This is a genomic window from Knoellia sp. Soil729, from assembly GCF_001427985.1.
Taxonomy (GTDB): domain Bacteria; phylum Actinomycetota; class Actinomycetes; order Actinomycetales; family Dermatophilaceae; genus Knoellia.
In genome coordinates this window covers 1,008,716-1,026,607 of the sequence record NZ_LMSA01000002.1, presented here as the reverse complement: position 1 = coordinate 1,026,607, position 17,892 = coordinate 1,008,716, and the positions used below count along the sequence as shown (strand labels likewise).

Here is a 17,892-nt window from a genome sequence, read left to right as displayed (position 1 = left end):
GGCGATCTCGCAGTTTCCGGTGGGGGTGGCACGGTGAAGTCGGACGTGGGCGAGGTTGTCGCGACCTCCGACGTGGTCGATCTCATGGCGCGTGCGGCCCGAGCGGCGGCGACCGGTCAAGCGTCGTTCGAGGATGTGTGGGAGGTCAACGTTCGGTTCACCATCACCGACGAGGGAACCAACGTGCACGTGAGCGGCCTGAACAAGGACAGCCCGACCGTGGAAGTCATGTGTGTCAACGGGACTGAGTACGACCGGGACCGAAACAACGACGCTTTCTGGAATGACCGGCCCGCGATCCAGCCGTGGCCGACTGGTGACCCACTGGCCCTGATCCTGTCCCTCGGAGAAGGTGAGGTACGCGCGGTGGACCGCTCAGGTCCCTTGACCACGTATCGAGTACCGACGTCGTTGGCGGCGTTGGCACGGTTCTGCGGTGAGGACCACCCCGACCCTGAACAGGACCATCCCGATGATGTGGAGGATCGGTTGTGGACGATCGACGACACTGGCCTCCTCCACCAGGTGAACGCCCTCGAGAACTCACCGGCTGTGACCAGGGCAAGTATCCGGTTCTTCGGCTGGGGCGCCACCCCACCGGTTGCCGCTCCGCTCTCAAGGTCACCCGAGGTCCATTCAGCACCCGCCACGGCGCCGTGGTCTGAACGCGAGCGCGACGCGCTGACGGCCTTTGCCGAGCAGGTCGGCCTGCACCTGAAACGGCGCTCCTGGTGGGAGGACGCCCTGTTCATCACCGGCTGTGTGCCCAAAGAGGGCGAGAACGGTACCCAGTCGGTCCTCTCCCGCCTGTGGCTCGTCGGGCCGGACAACACGCGGGCAGCGGCGCGAGCGAGCCGATCGAAGGTGTTGGCCGACAGGCTCTGGGTGGACGCACCGCCGTGGAAGCTGGCCAACTCCGACAGGTTCATCCGTGTCCTGGGCGCCCGCCCACGGCCGGTGAACGGGCGCAGCCAGAACCTGCTGATCGTGCACTTCGCCCGTCGGGACGACGGAAAGCTGCACGGCCGGTTCAGGTGGACCCACGACCCCGCCATGGACACGTCCGGCGCTGAGCGTCAGCTTGATGATGCTGCTTGGCTCAGGCCTGCCCTCCAGAGCGCCGGGATCGACATACGTTGACACTGGCTCTCAGCAGCACAAGTGCTCAGGAACCCTTGACCCCGTCCAGCCGGCGCAGGGCCTCGCGCCGCTCCTCGGCGTGGTCGACGATCCGCTTGGGGTAGCCGTGCGCGTACCCGTCAGGGTGCTCCCACGGCTGGTGCACCGCTTTGCCGGGGAGGTGGGCGAGCTCGGGCACCCACTGCCGCACGTAGTCGCCGTCGGGGTCGAACTTCTCACCCTGGGTCACGGGGTTGAAGACGCGGAAGTAGGGCGAGGCGTCGGTGCCCGTCCCCGCGACCCACTGCCACCCGTGGTTGTTGGAGGCGACGTCACCGTCGATGAGGTGGTCGAGGAAGTGACGGGCACCGACGGGCCACCACACGTGCAGGTCCTTGGTGAGGAAGCTCGCGGTGATCATCCGCACCCGGTTGTGCATCCACCCCTGCCCGAGCAGCTGGCGCATCCCCGCGTCGACGACCGGGTAGCCCGTCGTCCCGGTCTGCCAGGCCTCGATCGCGTCCGCCGGCTCGTCGTAGGCCATCCCGTTGAGGGCGTCGCGCAGGTCGTGCCACGCACTGGAGGGGTTGTGCCACAACACATCTGCATAGAACTCGCGCCATGCGAGCTCGGTCGCGTAGGTCTCCTTGCCCTCTCCGCGCCGGCTGGTGAGGTCGGCGAGCAGGGTGCGCGGGTGGACGACCCCGAGCTTGAGATAGGGCGACATCCGCGACGTCCCGTCGATGCCCGGAAGGTCACGGTCGCCCGTGTAGGCCGTGAGGGCATCGTCGAGGAAGCCCTGCCACCGCACGGCCGCGGCCTGCTCACCCGCTCCCGGCATCTCGGGCAGGTCGGGCGCAGCAAGCGCCTCGCGCACCGCCGCGGTCGCCTCCGCGTCGCCGCGTGCCTCGCGCAGCGGGAGGCTCGACGGGCGGGGGGCAGGGTCGGGCCAGCCGTGCGCCCGCCACGCCTTCGCGAACGGGGTGAAGACCTTGTATGCCGTGCCGCTCCCGTTGCGCACGAGACCCGGCCCCACGGCATACGGGGTTCCGGTCTCGACCCAGTCGACACCGGACGAGGCAAGGGTGTGAGCCACGGCGGCGTCACGACGGCGTCCGAAGGGCGTGGTCTCACGGGTGACGTGGACCGAGGTCGCGCCGACGCGCTCGGCGAGGGCTGGGATCTCCGTGCGAGGGTCGCCCCACAGGAGTGTCAGGGCGTCGTCGTACTCCGCGTTCGTCGCCTCGAGGGTCGCGGCGAGCCAGGCCCGCCGGACCGGCCCAGCGCCGGCCCACAGGGCAGGGTCGAGCACGAACGCGACGACGAGGTCACCGTCGGCGGCGTCCCGAGCCGCGAGGAGCGCCGGGTGGTCAGCGCGTCGCAGGTCCCGCCGTAGCCAGAGGATCGCCGTCATGTCCCGATCGTGCCACTGTGTCGCCGCGGACCGGGTCCGCGGGGAGTCGGCCCACGACCATCGCGTCGCCCAGGGCGGGCTCGAAGGTGGCTGCGGTCTCGGAGTCCAGCTGGGCGCCGAGCCCGTCGAGCACCTTGGTGAAGAACGAGCGGGCGGCCACCGCGTAGACGACGTCGGCGATGTCGACCTCACCGAGGCCGACGTCCTTCAGCTCCTCGATGTCAGCCGCGTCGATGCTCGACGCGTCGCGGGCCACCTTGGTGGCGAAGCGGAAGACCGCCCGGTCCACCTCGCCGAGGCCTCCACCGGTGGGGTCCTCGGCGATGGCTCGGACCGCCTCGTCGTCACCGCACACGTCGCGCAGGAACTTCGAGTGGGCGGACGTGCAGTAGGTGGAGCGCAGCTCCCGCGCGGCGGCGATGGTCGCGATCTCGAACCTGCGCCGGTCCATGCCGTCGCGGATGGCCGCGTTGAGCCCGCCCCAGGCGATGCCGACCTCGGGACGGAGGCCGAAGCAGTGCGCGTAGTTCGGCAGGAAGCCCCAGGCGGCCCGCTGCCCTGCGAAGTAGTCGGCCGTGGCTCCGGTGGCCGTGGCCGGGTCCGTCTCGCTGAGGAACATCTGCCCATGCTCCTCTCGTCGAGCGCTCTCGACAATGGGTCGTGGGGAGCGCTCAGGTGGTCGCCCGGAAGCTCCTCAGCCTCAGGCTGTTCGTCACAACGAAGACCGACGAGAGGGCCATCGCGGCGCCCGCGAGCATGGGGTTGAGCAGGCCGGCCGCCGCCAGCGGGATGGCCGCGACGTTGTAGCCGAACGCCCAGAAGAGGTTGCCCTTGATGGTCGACAAGGTCCTACGTGCGAGCCGGATCGCGTCCGGAGCCACCCGCAGGTCGCCGCGCACGAGGGTGAGGTCGCTGGCCTCGATGGCGACGTCGGTGCCCGTGCCCATGGCCATGCCCAGGTCCGCGGTGGCCAGGGCGGCCGCGTCGTTGACGCCGTCACCGATCATGGCCACGACCCTGCCCTCGCCCTGCAGCCGCTGGACCACCGCGACCTTGTCGGCGGGCATGACGTCGGCGATGACGTTGTCCGGGTCGATGCCGACCGCTGCCGCCACAGTGCGCGCCGCCTCGGCGTTGTCGCCGGTGAGCAGGTACGGAGTGAGTCCCAGGTCGCGAAGGCGTGAGATCGCCTCTGCCGACGTCGCCTTGACGGTGTCGGAGACGGTGAGTATGCCGCGTGCCTTGCCGTCCCAGCCGACCACCACGGGCGTCGCGCCGGTGCTGCGAGCCCGGGTGAGTGCGGCCTCGAGGTCGGGGCCGAGGGGGAGGGACCAGTTGGCCAGGAGCCGTGGGCGACCGACGACAACGGCACGTCCGTCGACGACACCCTGGACGCCCAGGCCCTCGACATTGGTGAAGCCTTCGACGGCGGCGAGCGGCAGGCCCGCGCCCGTGGCTCCGTCGACGACGGCGCGGGCAATGGGGTGCTCGGAGCCGTGCTCGAGGGCGGCGGCCACCCGCAGGACCTCGTCGCGGTCCTCGCCGGGGGCGGCGACGACGTCGTGCAGGGTCATCTGGCCGGCGGTCACGGTGCCGGTCTTGTCGAGGACGACGGTGTCGACTCGGCGCGTGGACTCGAGGACCTCGGGCCCCTTGATGAGGATGCCGAGCTGGGCACCGCGACCGGTGCCGACCATGAGGGCGGTCGGAGTGGCCAGTCCGAGGGCACAGGGGCAGGCGATGATGAGGACGGAGATCGCCGCGGTGAGCGCCGGTGTCCAGCCCGATCCGGTGCCGAGCCAGAAGCCCAGTGTGCCCACGGACAGCGCGATGACGATGGGGACGAAGATCCCGGAGATGCGGTCGGCGAGGCGCTGGACCTCGGCCTTGCCGTTCTGGGCGTCCTCCACCAGCCGGGCCATCTGGGCGAGCTGGGTGTCGCTGCCGACGCGTGTGGCACGCACCAGGAGCCGCCCGCCCGAGTTCGCCGTCGCGCCCACGACGGCGCTGTCGACGGAGACCTCGACGGGCACCGACTCGCCGGTGAGCATCGAGGCGTCGATGGCCGAGGAGCCCTCGACGACGACGCCGTCGGCGGCGACCTTCTCGCCCGGGCGGACGACGAACTCGTCGCCCACGGCGAGCTGGTCGACGGGAATGCGCTCCTCGAGGTCCGGCTGTCCGCCGGTGCCGCGACGCAGCACGGCCACGTCCTTGGCGCCCATCTCGAGCAGGGCGCGCAGGGCCGCACCCGACTGGCGCTTGGCCCGGGCCTGCGCGTAGCGCCCGGCGAGCAGGAAGGTCGTCACGCCGGCGGCGGCCTCGAGGTAGATGTTGCCCGCGCCGTCGGTGCGCTCGATGGTGAACTCGAACGGGTGGGTCATGCCCGGCGTGCCGGCAGTGCCGAAGAAGAGTGCATGGAGCGACCACCCGAAGGCTGCGAGGGTGCCCACGGAGATGAGCGTGTCCATCGTGGTCGCGCCGTGCCGCAGGTTGACCCAGGCAGCGCGGTGGAAGGGCCACGCCCCCCACACGACGACCGGTGCGGCGAGGGCCAGCGACAGCCACTGCCAGTAGGTGAACTGCAGCGCCGACGCCATGGCCATCGCGATCACGGGGACCGTGAGCACCGTGGAGATGAGCAGCCGGTCGCGCAGGGCACGGGTGGGGTCGAGGACCGGACCGTCCTCGACCGGTGCGTCGGGAGCGGGAGGCAGGCTCGCGGCATACCCGGCCTGGGAGACGGTCTCGAGCAGCTGCTCGGGGGAGACGGTCTCGGGGAAGTCGACCCGCGCCTTCTCGGTCGAGTAGTTCACCGTGGCCGTGACGCCCTCGAGCTTGTTGAGCTTGCGCTCGATCCGGTTGGCGCACGAGGCGCAGGTCATCCCGGTGATGTCGAGGTCAATGCTGGTGGTCATCGGATCCTCCCGTTGCGGAGCCGGAGCCAGCCGTCAGCGTGAACGCTGCGGTGTGGACGACGCCGTGGTGCTGGAAGTCGAGGTAGAGGTGGTAGGTGCCCTGACTTGGCACGGAGGCGCCGAAGCTGATCGCCGGGCCGGGTTGTGTCACGCCGTCGCCGGGGGTGCCCTCGGGGTGGACGTGCAGGTAGGCGAGGTCGCCGGAGCGCAACGCCACGAGGTGCCCGTAGGCGCCGAGGTAGGGGTCCAGGTCGGTCACCGGCTCGCCGGACAGGCTCACGGAGAGGGTGAGCTCGGAGTCCTTGCCGGGGGTGAGCTCGCCCGCGAGAGAGACGGTGTAGCCGTCGACCGTGGCGGTGTTGAGGTCCGCCGTGGGCGTGGCCGCCGGCGTGAACGCACCCGCGACGTTGACGTCCGCACCGAGCGTCATCGGCTCCGCGCCGCGGGCCGCGAAGTCGGCGAACAGGCGCCACGACCCCGGCGTCAGGGCGACGGTGGTGCTCCACGTGCCCTCGACCGACCGGATGGGGTGGAGGTGCTGGAAGCCGGAGAAGTCACGGCGCACGGCGATGAGGTGCAGGTCCTTGTCGTGCTGCTTGACGTAGTCCGTCACCGGGGCGCCATCAGGGCCCTCGATCACGAAGAGGAGCGGGCTGGCGGTGCCGGCTGCGAGCTCGTTCTGGTGCAGGCGCAGCGTGTAGCCGTCCTGCGACACCTGGAGCCCACCGGGGAGCTGGGCGGCGTGCTCGGTGGCGGCGCCGTCGCCCTCCGGGGCCGGCTTCGTCGACGAGTGGGTGTTGTGCCCGGCGCTGGCCGACGCGGTGTCGACCGGTCCGAACAGGCGCCCAACCCCCAGGGTGAGGCCGAAGACCGCGGCGAGGGCCGCGATGAAGCCGACCACCCTGACGGGCGTGCTGAGGGAGCTCATGCCAGCGCGTAGCCGGCTTCCTCGACGGCGGCGCGCACGGCGTCGTCCTCGAGCGGCGTGGTGCTCGTGACGGTGACGGCCCCGGTGGCGAGGTCGACGTCGACGTTCTCGACGCCGGCGATCTCGCTGACCTCCTCGGTGACGGAGGCGACGCAGTGGCCGCAGGTCATGCCGGTGACGGTCCAGGTCTGGGTGCTCATGGGGTGCTCCTTGGGGTGCGAGTGGATGGGTGGTGGGTCAGGACTTGACGAGGCGCGCGATGGCCTCGCTCGCCTCCTTGAGCTTGGCGTCGGCCTCGGGGCCACCCTTGCGGGCAGCGTCGGCGACGCAGTGGCTCATGTGCTCGTCGAGCAGCCCGAGTGCCACCGACTGCAGCGCCTTCGTCATCGCGGAGACCTGCGTGAGGATGTCGATGCAGTACTTCTCCTCCTCGACCATCCGCTGGAGGCCGCGGGCCTGGCCCTCGATGCGGCGCAGGCGCTTGAGGTAGTCGTCCTTGTGGCCGCTCTCGATGTAGGCGTGCTGGTGGCCCTCGTGCTCGTTCATGCCTCGATACTATACCCCCCCAAGGTATATGTCGAGGTCGGTGGCGCTCTCGTCAGTGACGGCCGTGGCGGGTGCGGCTGCGCAGTCGACCACCCGGGAGCTCGGGGGCGGGCAGCCAGCTGAGCCGGCCGGCATACCCGTCGACCTCGCCGAAGCGCTCCGAGCGCGACTGCCACTGCTCACGGAAGGCGACGATCTCGTCGTGGTCGCGCCCGATGAAGTTCCACCACATGACGATTGACTCCTCATAGGGCGTGCCCCCGAGCAGCACCGCACGCGTCGGGTCCAGCGCAGTGACGGTGAGCTGGCTCGCACCGGCATCGACGATGCCGAGGTCGCCGCGCTCGAGGACCGTTCCGTCGAACGTCACCTTCCCCTGGTCGACCAACAGACCGTGCTCGTATGCCGGGTCGGCGTCGACCGTCCACGTCGCACCTTCGTCGAGGGTCACCTCCACCCCGAGAAGCGGCGTCTGCGTCCGGATCGGTGAGGTGTGCCCGGCGATGGAGCCGAGGAAGACGCGGCCGTCGACGCCTCCCGCCAGGGGCACGAGCGGCGCCGCATGGTGCTGGAACTCACGCTGGAGCTCCCGGTCGGCCTCGGGCAGGACCACCCAGAGCTGGACGCCGTGCAGCTCGTCGGTCTCCGGCGTCGACACCTCCGAGTGGGCGATGCCGTGTCCGCTGGTCATGAGGTTGACCTCGCCCGGGCGGACCATGGCGTGCACCCCGGCGCTGTCACGATGCTCGACCTCGCCCTCGAAGAGCCAGCTCACCGTCTGCAGACCCGTGTGCGGGTGCGGCGGCACGTCCATCCCTCCGGTGGAGGCGACCTCGTCGGGACCGTAGTGGTCGACGAAGCACCACGCCCCGATAAAGGAGCGGTCACGGTGGGGGAGGGTGCGACGCACCGTCATCGAGCGAGGACCACCGAGCGGCACCTCGCGTGGTCGCAGCACCTGGACATCGGGCATGGTGTTCCTCCGCTTCGCGAGGTGTGGTCTGATGACCAGCATGGCTGATGACGTGGTCGTGACCAACAACGAGGACGAGCACCGCTACGGGGCGCGGATCGGTGACGAGCTCGCCGGCTTCGCCGAGTACACCTTGGGACAGGGGCTCATCACCTTCACCCACACCGAGGTGCAGGACGCGTTCGAGGGCCGAGGCGTCGGTTCGGCGCTCGCGAGGACCGCCCTCGACGAGGTGCGCGACGCAGGTGAGCGCAAGGTGCGCCCGTTGTGCCCGTTCATCGCGAAGTGGATCGAGCGCCACCCTGCCTACCAGGACCTCGTCGCCCCCCACTGAGTCCCACCTTCCCCGCCTGAAGTGGGTTTCTCTCACCTCGCCTGACCGCCGCGACCAGGCGACGTGAGAGGTTCCGGGGTGAAGTCCTGCCTCAGCCGACGACGGGTGGGCCGTCGCCGCCGATCGCCTTCTGGAACCAGGTGACGTCGCGCCACTGTCCGTGCTTCCAGCCGATCCGGCGATAGGTCCCGACCGGCTCGAACCCCAGGGCTTCGTGCAGGGCCACGCTCGCGTCATTGGGCAGGGTGACGCCCCCGCACGCCATGCGCATGCCGAGCCCCTCGAGCCGGTCGAGCAACGCGGCATACAGGGTGCGGCCGACCCCGCCGCCTCGTGCGGTGGCGTCGACGTAGACGCTCACCTCGCACGAGTAGCGATAGGCCTCACGCGCCTTGAACGGGCCCGCGTAGGCGTAGCCGATGACGGCGCCGTCCCGTTCCGCGACGATCCAGGCCCGCAGTCTGCTCAAGCGTGCCCTCACCCGCCTCACCTTCCCCGCCTGAAGTGGGTTCCTCTCACCTCGCCTGACCGCCGCCACCAAGCGAAGTGAGAGGTTCCGCAATGAAGTCGGGCCTCAGCGGGCGCGGGCGACCCGGGCCTCGTCCCACACCGGCTCGGGCGTCTCCACGACACGACCGTCGCTGCCGAACACGAGGAACCGGTCGAAGCCGCGGGCGAACCACCGGTCATGGGTCACGGCGAGCACCGTCCCCTCGAACGCGGTGAGCGCGTGCTCCAGTGCCTCTGCCGAGTGCAGGTCGAGGTTGTCGGTGGGCTCATCGAGCAACAACAGCGTCGCCCCCGACAGCTCGAGCAGGAGGATCTGGAAGCGCGCCTGCTGCCCGCCCGAAAGCGACTCGAAGGTCTGCTCCCCCTGGTGGGCGAGCTCGTAGCGGTCCAGCACCCGCGACGCCTCCTCGCGTCCGCGCCCCGACCGGTGCTCGTCACCACGGTGCAGGATCTCGAGCAGGGTGCGCCCTCGCAGGTGCGGCGCGTCGTGGGTCTGGGCGAACCAGCCGGGCCGCACCCTGGACCCGAGGCGGGCAACACCGTTGTGCCGCACCACGTGCACGTCGATGTCGCTCACGGGCTGGTGCTGGACGTCCGGGTCGCTCCCGCCGGCAGCCAGCAGCCGCAGGAAGTGGGACTTGCCCGACCCGTTGGAGCCGAGCACGGCCACGCGCTCGCCGAACCAGACCTCGAGGTCGAACGGCTTCATGAGGTTCCCACCGGCCGCGTCCGGATCGGGCGCAAGGAGCTCGACCCCCGTGCACACGACGGCCCGCTTGGCCGTGCGTCCACCCTTGAGGCGCATCGTGACGTTCTGCGCGATGGCGACCTTCTCGGGCGGCCCAACCTTCTCGAACTTCGCCAGTCGGGTCTCGGCGGCGTGCAACCGCGACGCGAGGCCGTCGTTGAAGGCCGCCTTGGTGCGATACATGAGGACCAGCGCCTTGAGCTTGGCGTGCTCCTCGTCCCAGCGGCGCAGCAGCTCCTCCAGCTTGTCGTTGCGCTCCACGCGCGCGTCGTGCCACGTCGCGAACGACCCCGGGTGGGTCCACGACGACGCCCCGTTGACGCCCGGCTCCAGGGTCACGACGGCCGTGGCGACGCGGGACAGCAGCTCGCGGTCGTGGCTGATGAAGAGCACGGTCTTGCCCGAGGTCACGAGCCGGTCCTCGAGCCAGCGCTTGGCCGGCACGTCGAGGTAGTTGTCGGGCTCGTCGAGGAGCAGGAGGTCGGCCGGGCCGTCCAGCAGGGCCTCCAGCACCACGCGCTTCTGCTCGCCTCCGGACATGGAGGTGACGGCACGCCACTGAGCCTTCTCGAACGGCATACCCAAGGCCTGTGTCGTGACCTTGTCCCAGACCTGCGTCTCGAAGTCGTAGCCACCGGCGTCTCCCCAGTCGGCCAGCGCCTGCGCGTAGGCCATCTGTGCCGGCTCGTCGTCGACCTCCATGATCCGCAGCTCGGCCGCGTCGACGGCCAGGGCGGCCGTGCGGATGCGTTCTGGCGCAACGGAGATGAGCAGGTCGCGCACGGTCGACTCGTCGCGGACCTTGCCGACGAACTGGTTCATCACGGCGAGTGTCCCGGACGTCGTGACAGCGCCTTCGTGGGCGGTGAGGTCGCCCGAGATGATCCGGGTCAGGGTCGTCTTGCCCGTGCCGTTGGGACCGATGAGCGCGACGCGCTGACCGTCGCCCACGCGGAACTGGACGCCGTCCAGCAGGGGGCGTCCGTCGGGGAGCGTGAACCCGACCTGGTTGACCTCGAGATGTGCCACGGGAGCTGAGTCTCCCTGCCCGTATGCCGTCCCGTCACCTCCGTTTACCGGCGCAGGGCTGCGGGGCGGCTTGGGAAGGCCGGCACGTCGAGGTCGCGGGTAGGTTGACGGACATGGCAACGCACGCGCCGTGACCCGACAACTTCTCCCGCTAGCCATCTCTAGGGTCAGACATAGACGACGCTAGCGGTCCACATCGAAGGAGAGAACATGAGTGATGACGCATCGTTCGCCGACGAGTACGAGGCGGCCCGCGAGCGCTTCGCTGCGGGGGAGTTCGCGGTCGCGGCGCCACTGTTCGCCGACCTCGTCGACCGCAGCGTGCTCGAGCCGCCACTGCACGGCACGACCGAGCTGAGGCTCTATCTCGCCCGGTCCTACTACCACTCGGCCCAGCTCGCCCGCGCCGAGGAGATCCTGCGCGCCATGCTCGTCGACAACCCCGACGACCACTACGCCCTGCTCATGCTCGGCCGGACCCTGCAGCGGCAGAGCCGTCACGAGGAGGCCAAGCCGCACCTGGCCATGGCCAAGCTGCTCGGCGGCTACGACATCGACGGACCGGACCTGCCTGCCTGACGTCCAACGTTGTACAAACCCTTGACAAGGCTGCACGACGTGCAGTGGTGTGTGCACAGCGGCCCCGACGAGCGGGGCCCGTCCCACCAAGGAGCTCACCATGCGACGTCTCTTCGCCACCGCCGTCCCGGCCGCCACGGTCGCTGCCATCGCCCTGCTCGGGTCGGCCCCCTCGGCCTCCGCCGCACCGACCCACAAGCCGGACACTGCATGCCAGCAGGCGGGGATGTCGGTCCTCAAGGGCCTTGGTCTGTTCTCGACCGTCGCCCGTGACGGCCTTCCCATCAGCCTGGCCGTCAGCGCCGGCGTCACGCCTCGTGCCGGCACCGACGTGGCGAGCCTGCCCGACCCGCTGCCCCTGAGCGTCGTCCTCGCCGACCACCGCGCCGGCGACCAGAGCCTGTTCATCTACCCCTGGTGCTGATCGCTGGACTCCTGAGCACCTGGCCGGGCCCGTCGAGCTGATGCTCGCCGGGCCCGCGCCAGCTCCGACTCCAGCAGCGCGACGCTGGTGGCCAGGTCGTGCCCGAGCTCGGTGACGTGCTCGACGTGGTCCTGGTAGCGCCCGCCCATGCCGATGACGAGCTCGGGGTGTGCTGCCCGCAGGCGGTCGACCACCGCCTGGGCGACGACGACGTCCGTCAGGCGGGGGGTCGCCATCACCACGGCCTGGGCCCCACGCTTGCGCACCGCGGACTCCCACTCCTCGCTCGGGAGGTCGGCGCCGACATAGGCGGTGGCCATTCCCGCCCGGCGTGCAGCGACAGCGAAGGCGAGCAGGCCCAGCTCGTGACGTGAGCCCGGTGGCAGGCCGATGACCACGGAGGGGCCGGTGGCGTGACCGGAGGCCGCTTCGTAGGCCGCCGCCAGCCGGCGTTGGACCGAGTAGCTCACGAGGTGCTCTCCGGCGATGCTCAGCCGCCCGTCGGCCCAGGCCTCACCGACGCCGACGAGGGCCGGCAGGAGCCAGCTGCTCGCCAAGGTCTCGAAGCTCCCCTTCGCCGGGTCGAGCCCGTTGCGCAGGATCGCAGCGACCTGCGGGCCGTCGAGGTTGTCTGCCGCCTTGATGAGCTCGGCCAGACCCTCCGTCGGGCCGTCGCCGGAGGGGGCGCCGTCCGCGGCGAACCGCTCCACGCCGCCGCTGACCCGTTGCAGGGTCTCCGCCGCCGCCTCGCTGGCACTCCAGCCGTCGCTCACGAGTGAGGCCATGATGGCAATGGTGCGGATGTCGGCATCGGTGTAGAGGCGGTAGCGCCCCTCGGACCGTTGCGGGGTGACGACGCCGTAACGCCGCTCCCACGCCCGCAGGGTCGACAGGCCGATGCCGGTCAGCTCGGCGACCCGTTTGATCGTGTACATGGTCTGCGCAGCCTAGGCCGAGCCCGAGGTGCCGAGCCGCGTGAGTGCCGTCTGCAGGCCACGCTCCGCGTCGTCACCCAGCTTTGTGAACGCCGGGGTGAGGAGCGGTGCGACGAACCGGGCCAGGCCCTTGAAGGTGAACGTCGCCTCGTAGGTCAGCTCGGTCCGGTGCTCGTCACCGCCGAAGGTCATGACGTCATGGGCCACGAGCGTTGTGTTCTCACCGCGCAGTGCGAACCTGCGGCCGGGCTCCACGGTGACCACCTCGTAGGTCAGCTCGGACTGCCGCCCCATGAAGCTCGACACGTTGAGGTAGGTCGTGCCGACGCCGCCGTCACCCAGGACCCGCTCCGTGCGGACCGTCCCGGGATCCCACTGCATGGTCGTCGTGAAGTCGCTGAGGAAGGCGAACGCCGCCGAGAGCGGGACGTCCGCCGTGACGGTCCGGATGATGCGCATGATCGTGCTCCTAACCTTTGACAAACCTTGTACAAGCACTCTACGTTGCATCTGACCGATCCGCGAACCCATCGGTGACGAACTACCCCTGACCATCCCCGCAACCCAAGGAGCAGCCGTGCCGGAGCACACCCGCCCGACCGCCGCCGTCATCGGGGCCGGAGTCACTGGTCTGACCGCGGCACACGTCCTCGCCCGCACCCACGACGTGACGCTCTACGAGGCCGACGCCCGCCTCGGCGGCCACGCCCACACCCACGACGTCACGGGCGCGGGTGGCGAGAACCTGCGCATCGACAGCGGCTTCATCGTCCACAACGACCGCACCTACCCACACCTCACGCGACTCTTCGGCGAGCTCGGGGTCCGCACGCAGAGCGCCGAGATGAGCATGAGCATCACGTGCGAGGAGTGCCGGCTGTCGTATGCCGGCGGCCGCGGTGCCGCCGGCATCCTCGCCCAGCCGCGTCGGTTGGCCGACCCGCGGTTCGTGCGGATGCTCACCGAGGTGCCGCGCTTCCACCGGGCGGCCCGCAAGGTGCTGGCCGACGACACCGCCAGCGGCGCCGACGGGCGGGACACCGGACCCACGTGGGGCGAGTTCCTGCGGGACGGGGGCTTCAGCACGTACTTCGTCCGCCACTTCGCCATCCCTCTCGTCGCCTGCGTCTGGTCGTGTGGCGACCTCGACGCCGAGACCTACCCCGCGCGACACCTCTTCCGCTTCCTGGACCACCACGGGATGCTCACCGTGAGTGGCTCACCGACGTGGCGCACCGTCGTCGGCGGGTCGGCAACCTACGTCGACGCCCTCGCCGCCCAGCTCCAGGACGTCCGCCGGGCCAGCCGGGTCACCGCCGTGTCACGACACGACGACGGCGTGGACGTGCAGGCGCAGGGACAGACCACCGTGACCTACGACAAGGCGGTCGTCGCGACGCACGCCGACCAGGCCCTCGAGCTGCTCGTCGATGCGGCCCCGGACGAGAAGGAGAGCCTGGGCGCGATCCGCTACTCCCGCAACACCGTCTGGCTCCACCGCGACTCCAGTGTCCTGCCGACGGTCCCAGCAGCACGCGCCTCGTGGAACTACCGGATGTCGTCGTGCAGCGCACCGGCACCGAGCGTGATGGTGAGCTACTGGATGAACCGGCTGAGCGGCATACAGGACGGTGACGACCACGTCGTCACGCTCGACCCTGAGGGACGCGTCGACCCGGCCCTCGTCACCGCCCGCATGGAGTACGACCACCCGATCTTCACGGCCGACGCCGTCGCGGCAGCCGACACCCTTCGGACCGCCGGCGGCCCGAGACTGGCGTTCGCCGGTGCCCACCTCGGCTGGGGCTTTCACGAGGACGGGTGCCGTTCCGGGGTCGAGGCCGCCGCCCGGCTCGGTGCCTCGTGGTGAGGCCGTCGGCGCCGAGCCTCGTCGTCGGCGAGGTGTCGCACGCCAGGCGCCAGCCGCTTCCCGACCGGTTCCGCCACACGCACTACCAGTGGCTCGTCGACGTCGACGACCTGCCGCGCCTGCCGTGGCCCCTCGGGGCGCTCGCTCGCTTCGACTCGAGCGACCACCTCTCGGGGGCCGGGGCGGTCGACGAGCACGGGTCCGGCATCTCGGGGGACGTCCGCCGGTTCCTCGCCGACAGCGGCAGACCCGTCCCGGAGGGCACGAGAATCCTCATGCTCACCTCCCCCCGCTCGCTCGGCTACACCTTCAACCCGCTCACCGTCTTCTACTGCCTCGACGCCGACAACCGGCTCGGCACAGCGGTGCTCGAGGTGCACAACACCTACGGCGAGCGCCACGCCTACGTCCTCGCCCCCGACGCCGACGGTAACGCCGACGTGGACAAGGACTTCTACGTCTCCCCGTTCAACGACCTCTCCGGCTCGTATGCCGTCCGCCTGCGTCTCGACGACCGTCGCGTCTCGGTGTCGATCCGCCTGGACCGCGACGGCGAGACGGTGTTCACGGCTGCCTCCACCGGCAGCCCGCGACCGGCGACGGCCCGCAGCGTCGTGGCCCTCGCCCTGCGCCACCCGCTCATGACCTACCGCGTCCCCGTGTTGATCCGGTGGCACGGGGTAGGCCTGTGGCTGCGGCGCCTTCCCGTCATGCCACGTCCAGCACACCGATCCGCCCTTCCCGAGGAGTCCGCACGATGACGACCGCCACGCACCGGGCCGAGCTCTCACCGCTCGCCCTGCTCACCCCGCCGCCACTGCGGACCGCCCTCGCCCGAGCCATCATCGGACAGGTGCTCGACCGGGTCCCGGTCACGGTGGACCTGCCCGACGGCAGCCGCCTGGGCGACCGGACCCTGCCCGAGGGCGGCACCGCACCGTCGATCCGGTTGGTGCGCCCGGACGCCTTCTTCGCCCGACTCGGGCGCCACCCCAAGATCGGCATCGGCGAGTCCTACATGGCGGGGGACTGGGAGCCGGGTCCGGGCAGCGACCTCGCCGACGTCATGGTCCCCTTCGCCGAGCGGATGACGACGGCCGTGCCCGCGCCGCTGCTGGCCCTGCGCCGGCTCGTGGACCGCGCCGTGCCGACGGTGCAGCGCAACACGCCCACCGGGTCGCGCCGCAACATCGAGGCGCACTACGACCTGTCCAACGACCTCTTCGCGGCCTTCCTCGACGAGACCCTCACCTACTCGTCCGCGCTCTTCGACCACGGCCGGCCGCTGGACGCGCAGCCGCTCGAGGAGGCCCAGCTGCGCAAGATCTCGGCGATCCTCGATGACGCCGGGGTCGGGCACGGCACGCGCCTGCTGGAAGTCGGCACCGGCTGGGGAACGCTCGCCATCGAGGCCGCCCGCCGCGGCGCCCACGTCACGACGCTCACGCTCTCGCGCGAGCAGGCCGACCTCGCCCAGGAGCGGGTCGACGCAGCCGGACTCGGCGAGCGTGTCGACATCCGGCTGCAGGACTACCGGGAGGCGACGGGACACTACGACGCCATCGTCTCCGTCGAGATGATCGAGGCGGTGGGCGAGGAGTTCTGGCCCACCTACTTCGCCTCGCTCGACCGCCTCCTCGCACCGGGTGGCCGCGTGGCCATCCAGTCGATCCTCATGGCGCACGACCGCTACCGCGCCACCCGTGGCTCCTTCGGCTGGATCCAGAAGCACATCTTCCCCGGCGGCCTCATCCCGAGCCTGCAGGCGATCGACGAGACCGTGCGTGACCACACCGATCTCGCGGTGACCCAGGTCCACGCCTTCGGCACCGACTACGCGGAGACCCTGCGTCGCTGGCGTCAGGAGTTCATCGAGCAGTGGCCCCGGGTCTCGACCCTCGGTTTTGACGAGACCTTCCGGCGCAAGTGGGAGTTCTACCTCGCCTACTGCGAGGCCGGCTTCACCACCGGCTACCTCGACGTGGCGCAGGTGCGGCTGGAGCGCCGGTCATGAGCCGGGCTCGCACCCTCGCCCGGACCGGCGCCGCCGTGGTGGCCACCGCCCTCGCCGGGACAGTGGCCACCTCGCCGGACTCGAGCTGGTACCGCTCGCTCGACCTGCCCTCGTGGCAGCCACCCAAGGCCGCGTTCCCCATCGTGTGGACGCTGCTCTACGCCGACATCGCCGCCACGACGGGCATCGCCCTCGACCGGCTCGAGAAGGAGGGTGACGACCGCGGGCGGCGGGGGCTGTGGACCGCGCTCGGGGTCAACCTCGCCCTCAACGCCGGCTGGAGCGCGCTCTTCTTCCGGGCGCACCGTCCGGGTCTGGCGGCCATCGAGAGCGCGCTGCTCACCGCCAGCTCGGCGGACCTCGCTCGCCGCGTGTCCCGTTCCAGTCCCGCAGCCGGCAGGGCCCTTGCCCCGTATGCCGTGTGGACCGGTTTTGCCACCGTCCTCAGCGCGACGATCTCCCGGAGGAACCGGACTCGAGCCTGAGGAGGTACTCCTTGGCAGCCGGGCCACCGGCATACCCTCCGACATTGCGGACCTGGCCGTCCGCCGAGCTGCCCGCCGGCAGCACCCGGTGACACGGGATGACGACGCACACGGGGTTGGCGCCGAGGGCCGTGCCCACCGCTCGCGACGCCTTGGGTCGCTCGATTGCCGCTGCCAGCGCGCCGTAGGTCGTGGACGAGCCGTAGCCCACCGACGCGACCAGGCCCTCGAGCACCGAGCGCTGGAACGCGCTCGCGAGGACCAGGTCCGGCCGCACGGTGAACCTCGTCGACCGGCCCCCGAGGTAGTCGTCGAGCTCGCGCCGCACTCCCTCGAGCGGGGACGGGGCGCGCAACACGCGTGGTGAGACGACGTCCGAGATCCGCTGCAGCCACGCTTCCTCCTCATCCCCCGAGCGGACGTAGGCGCACGTGACCAGCCGGCCATCGGGACGCACCGAGAGCAGGAGGCGACCGACCGCGGTGTCCTCCACGGCATACGAGATGTCGGTCCGTGGCAGCTCCGGGGGTCGCACGACCGGCGCGAAGTCGTCGAAAAGGGTCATCGCAGATCCTCCAGATCCACACGCAGGGCGGCGAGGGCGTCCGAGACCAGCCGGCGGCTCATCGCGGGAGTCGTGTCCAGCGCACAGGCGACGGCGCGGTGGTCGAGGTCGGCGACGTACTTGAGCACCACCGCCTCGCGTTGGCGTGACGGCAGGGCGTCGACGCGGGACCACAGGCCGTCATCGGGCGCGACCGGTCCCGGCACGGCGGGCGCCGACGCCAGCGCGGCCGGGTCCTCGTGTGCCACCGTCCGGCGGCCCGCTCTGTGCGCATCCATGGCGCACCGGTGGGTGATGGTCAGCAGCCAGCCCCGCAGGTTGCGCGCCGACGTCACCCGCGGGTAGGCCGCGAGCGCCTGGGCCCACGCCTGCTGCGCGACGTCGTCGCCGAGGTTCGGTCCTGCCAGGGCATGGGCGAGCCGGGCGACGTCACGCCAGTGTGCGTCGACGAGGGTCTGGAAGGGCGGCAGGCTCACGATGGTTCAACGGTATGCCGTGAGG

The 17,892-nt window shown here is 70.8% G+C and carries 21 protein-coding genes; 8 read left to right on the top strand and 13 right to left on the bottom strand.

The window, feature by feature from the left end:
• Positions 1 to 33 precede the first annotated feature (33 nt).
• Positions 34 to 1,140 (top strand): hypothetical protein, encoded by a 1,107-nt coding sequence (locus tag ASG74_RS09895; protein ID WP_056142158.1) that lies wholly within the window; start codon positions 34 to 36, stop codon positions 1,138 to 1,140.
• A 25-nt stretch (positions 1,141 to 1,165) separates the two neighbouring features.
• Here the strand turns inward: ASG74_RS09895 and ASG74_RS09890 are convergent, their stop codons facing one another.
• Genes ASG74_RS09890 through ASG74_RS09860 form a run of 7 tightly spaced genes read right to left on the bottom strand, consistent with a single transcriptional unit; the run spans position 1,166 to position 7,898 of the window.
• Positions 1,166 to 2,533, bottom strand: coding sequence for a cryptochrome/photolyase family protein (locus ASG74_RS09890; RefSeq protein WP_056142154.1), 1,368 nt, complete (start codon positions 2,531 to 2,533; stop codon positions 1,166 to 1,168).
• Positions 2,490 to 3,152 (bottom strand): carboxymuconolactone decarboxylase family protein, encoded by a 663-nt coding sequence (locus ASG74_RS09885; protein ID WP_156465343.1) that lies wholly within the window; start codon positions 3,150 to 3,152, stop codon positions 2,490 to 2,492. The genes ASG74_RS09890 and ASG74_RS09885 overlap by 44 nt, the downstream gene beginning before the upstream one ends.
• Before the next feature lie 52 nt (positions 3,153 to 3,204).
• The gene (locus ASG74_RS09880) at positions 3,205 to 5,451 is read right to left on the bottom strand and encodes a heavy metal translocating P-type ATPase (protein ID WP_056142151.1); all 2,247 of its coding nucleotides are present in this window, start codon (positions 5,449 to 5,451) and stop codon (positions 3,205 to 3,207) included.
• The gene (locus ASG74_RS09875; protein ID WP_056142149.1) at positions 5,435 to 6,379 is read right to left on the bottom strand and encodes a hypothetical protein; all 945 of its coding nucleotides are present in this window, start codon (positions 6,377 to 6,379) and stop codon (positions 5,435 to 5,437) included. The genes ASG74_RS09880 and ASG74_RS09875 overlap by 17 nt, the downstream gene beginning before the upstream one ends.
• A complete protein-coding gene (locus ASG74_RS09870; RefSeq protein ID WP_056142146.1) occupies positions 6,376 to 6,579 on the bottom strand; it encodes a heavy-metal-associated domain-containing protein in 204 nt (67 codons plus the stop codon). The genes ASG74_RS09875 and ASG74_RS09870 overlap by 4 nt, the downstream gene beginning before the upstream one ends.
• 37 nt (positions 6,580 to 6,616) lie before the next feature.
• Positions 6,617 to 6,925 carry a metal-sensitive transcriptional regulator gene (locus tag ASG74_RS09865; RefSeq protein WP_056142143.1) on the bottom strand — a complete coding sequence of 103 codons (309 nt, stop codon included), beginning with the start codon at positions 6,923 to 6,925 and terminating at the stop codon, positions 6,617 to 6,619.
• Between the two features lie 52 nt (positions 6,926 to 6,977).
• Positions 6,978 to 7,898, bottom strand: a complete 921-nt coding sequence (locus ASG74_RS09860) for a pirin family protein (protein WP_056142139.1) — start codon at positions 7,896 to 7,898, stop codon at positions 6,978 to 6,980.
• 40 nt (positions 7,899 to 7,938) lie between these two features.
• Between ASG74_RS09860 and ASG74_RS09855 the strand changes: the two genes are divergently transcribed.
• Positions 7,939 to 8,232, top strand: coding sequence for a GNAT family N-acetyltransferase (locus tag ASG74_RS09855; RefSeq protein WP_056143484.1), 294 nt, complete (start codon positions 7,939 to 7,941; stop codon positions 8,230 to 8,232).
• Positions 8,233 to 8,323: 91 nt separating this feature from the next.
• Here the strand turns inward: ASG74_RS09855 and ASG74_RS09850 are convergent, their stop codons facing one another.
• Positions 8,324 to 8,713 carry a GNAT family N-acetyltransferase gene (locus ASG74_RS09850; RefSeq protein WP_235498880.1) on the bottom strand — a complete coding sequence of 130 codons (390 nt, stop codon included), beginning with the start codon at positions 8,711 to 8,713 and terminating at the stop codon, positions 8,324 to 8,326.
• A gap of 93 nt (positions 8,714 to 8,806) precedes the next feature.
• Positions 8,807 to 10,519, bottom strand: a complete 1,713-nt coding sequence (locus ASG74_RS09845) for an ABC-F family ATP-binding cassette domain-containing protein (protein WP_056142137.1) — start codon at positions 10,517 to 10,519, stop codon at positions 8,807 to 8,809.
• 210 nt (positions 10,520 to 10,729) lie between these two features.
• Between ASG74_RS09845 and ASG74_RS09840 the strand changes: the two genes are divergently transcribed.
• Positions 10,730 to 11,098, top strand: a complete 369-nt coding sequence (locus ASG74_RS09840; protein ID WP_056142135.1) for a tetratricopeptide repeat protein — start codon at positions 10,730 to 10,732, stop codon at positions 11,096 to 11,098.
• Between the two features lie 100 nt (positions 11,099 to 11,198).
• Entirely contained in the window at positions 11,199 to 11,522 is a 324-nt protein-coding gene (locus ASG74_RS09835) for a hypothetical protein (RefSeq protein ID WP_056142132.1), read from the top strand.
• Here the strand turns inward: ASG74_RS09835 and ASG74_RS09830 are convergent.
• On the bottom strand, positions 11,507 to 12,457 hold the full coding sequence (locus ASG74_RS09830; RefSeq protein ID WP_056142129.1) for a MerR family transcriptional regulator: 951 nt from the start codon (positions 12,455 to 12,457) through the stop codon (positions 11,507 to 11,509). The genes ASG74_RS09835 and ASG74_RS09830 overlap by 16 nt on opposite strands.
• A 12-nt stretch (positions 12,458 to 12,469) precedes the next feature.
• Positions 12,470 to 12,916, bottom strand: coding sequence for an SRPBCC family protein (locus ASG74_RS09825; RefSeq protein WP_056142126.1), 447 nt, complete (start codon positions 12,914 to 12,916; stop codon positions 12,470 to 12,472).
• A 118-nt stretch (positions 12,917 to 13,034) separates the two neighbouring features.
• Between ASG74_RS09825 and ASG74_RS09820 the strand changes: the two genes are divergently transcribed.
• Genes ASG74_RS09820 through ASG74_RS09805 form a run of 4 tightly spaced genes read left to right on the top strand, consistent with a single transcriptional unit; the run spans position 13,035 to position 16,826 of the window.
• Positions 13,035 to 14,327 carry an NAD(P)/FAD-dependent oxidoreductase gene (locus ASG74_RS09820; protein ID WP_056142124.1) on the top strand — a complete coding sequence of 431 codons (1,293 nt, stop codon included), beginning with the start codon at positions 13,035 to 13,037 and terminating at the stop codon, positions 14,325 to 14,327.
• On the top strand, positions 14,324 to 15,088 hold the full coding sequence (locus ASG74_RS09815; protein WP_235498879.1) for a DUF1365 domain-containing protein: 765 nt from the start codon (positions 14,324 to 14,326) through the stop codon (positions 15,086 to 15,088). Before ASG74_RS09820 ends, ASG74_RS09815 begins: the two co-directional genes overlap by 4 nt.
• Positions 15,085 to 16,341: an SAM-dependent methyltransferase gene (locus ASG74_RS09810; RefSeq protein ID WP_056142121.1), complete on the top strand. Its 1,257-nt coding sequence runs from the start codon at positions 15,085 to 15,087 to the stop codon at positions 16,339 to 16,341. Before ASG74_RS09815 ends, ASG74_RS09810 begins: the two co-directional genes overlap by 4 nt.
• Positions 16,338 to 16,826 (top strand): TspO/MBR family protein, encoded by a 489-nt coding sequence (locus ASG74_RS09805; protein ID WP_056142119.1) that lies wholly within the window; start codon positions 16,338 to 16,340, stop codon positions 16,824 to 16,826. The genes ASG74_RS09810 and ASG74_RS09805 overlap by 4 nt, the downstream gene beginning before the upstream one ends.
• Here ASG74_RS09805 and ASG74_RS09800 read toward each other — a convergent pair.
• Both ASG74_RS09800 and ASG74_RS09795 read right to left on the bottom strand, forming a co-directional pair.
• Positions 16,786 to 17,391 carry a methylated-DNA--[protein]-cysteine S-methyltransferase gene (locus tag ASG74_RS09800; protein WP_056142116.1) on the bottom strand — a complete coding sequence of 202 codons (606 nt, stop codon included), beginning with the start codon at positions 17,389 to 17,391 and terminating at the stop codon, positions 16,786 to 16,788. The genes ASG74_RS09805 and ASG74_RS09800 overlap by 41 nt on opposite strands.
• Positions 17,388 to 17,867 (bottom strand): RNA polymerase sigma factor, encoded by a 480-nt coding sequence (locus ASG74_RS09795; protein ID WP_056142113.1) that lies wholly within the window; start codon positions 17,865 to 17,867, stop codon positions 17,388 to 17,390. Before ASG74_RS09795 ends, ASG74_RS09800 begins: the two co-directional genes overlap by 4 nt.
• Positions 17,868 to 17,892 lie beyond the last annotated feature (25 nt).

Excerpts from the sequence above, each read along its gene's own strand:
- ASG74_RS09835 (WP_056142132.1), top strand. The coding sequence starts at position 11,199 with ATGCGACGTCTCTTCGCCACCGCCGTCCCGGCCGCCACGGTCGCTGCC.
- ASG74_RS09890 (WP_056142154.1), bottom strand. The coding sequence starts at position 2,533 with ATGACGGCGATCCTCTGGCTACGGCGGGACCTGCGACGCGCTGACCAC.
- ASG74_RS09860 (WP_056142139.1), bottom strand. The coding sequence starts at position 7,898 with ATGCCCGATGTCCAGGTGCTGCGACCACGCGAGGTGCCGCTCGGTGGT.
- ASG74_RS09810 (WP_056142121.1), top strand. The coding sequence starts at position 15,085 with ATGACGACCGCCACGCACCGGGCCGAGCTCTCACCGCTCGCCCTGCTC.
- ASG74_RS09840 (WP_056142135.1), top strand. The coding sequence starts at position 10,730 with ATGAGTGATGACGCATCGTTCGCCGACGAGTACGAGGCGGCCCGCGAG.
- ASG74_RS09800 (WP_056142116.1), bottom strand. The coding sequence starts at position 17,391 with ATGACCCTTTTCGACGACTTCGCGCCGGTCGTGCGACCCCCGGAGCTG.
- ASG74_RS09855 (WP_056143484.1), top strand. The coding sequence starts at position 7,939 with ATGGCTGATGACGTGGTCGTGACCAACAACGAGGACGAGCACCGCTAC.
- ASG74_RS09870 (WP_056142146.1), bottom strand. The coding sequence starts at position 6,579 with ATGAGCACCCAGACCTGGACCGTCACCGGCATGACCTGCGGCCACTGC.
- ASG74_RS09825 (WP_056142126.1), bottom strand. The coding sequence starts at position 12,916 with ATGCGCATCATCCGGACCGTCACGGCGGACGTCCCGCTCTCGGCGGCG.
- ASG74_RS09880 (WP_056142151.1), bottom strand. The coding sequence starts at position 5,451 with ATGACCACCAGCATTGACCTCGACATCACCGGGATGACCTGCGCCTCG.
- ASG74_RS09830 (WP_056142129.1), bottom strand. The coding sequence starts at position 12,457 with ATGTACACGATCAAACGGGTCGCCGAGCTGACCGGCATCGGCCTGTCG.
- ASG74_RS09885 (WP_156465343.1), bottom strand. The coding sequence starts at position 3,152 with ATGTTCCTCAGCGAGACGGACCCGGCCACGGCCACCGGAGCCACGGCC.
- ASG74_RS09865 (WP_056142143.1), bottom strand. The coding sequence starts at position 6,925 with ATGAACGAGCACGAGGGCCACCAGCACGCCTACATCGAGAGCGGCCAC.
- ASG74_RS09805 (WP_056142119.1), top strand. The coding sequence starts at position 16,338 with ATGAGCCGGGCTCGCACCCTCGCCCGGACCGGCGCCGCCGTGGTGGCC.
- ASG74_RS09875 (WP_056142149.1), bottom strand. The coding sequence starts at position 6,379 with ATGAGCTCCCTCAGCACGCCCGTCAGGGTGGTCGGCTTCATCGCGGCC.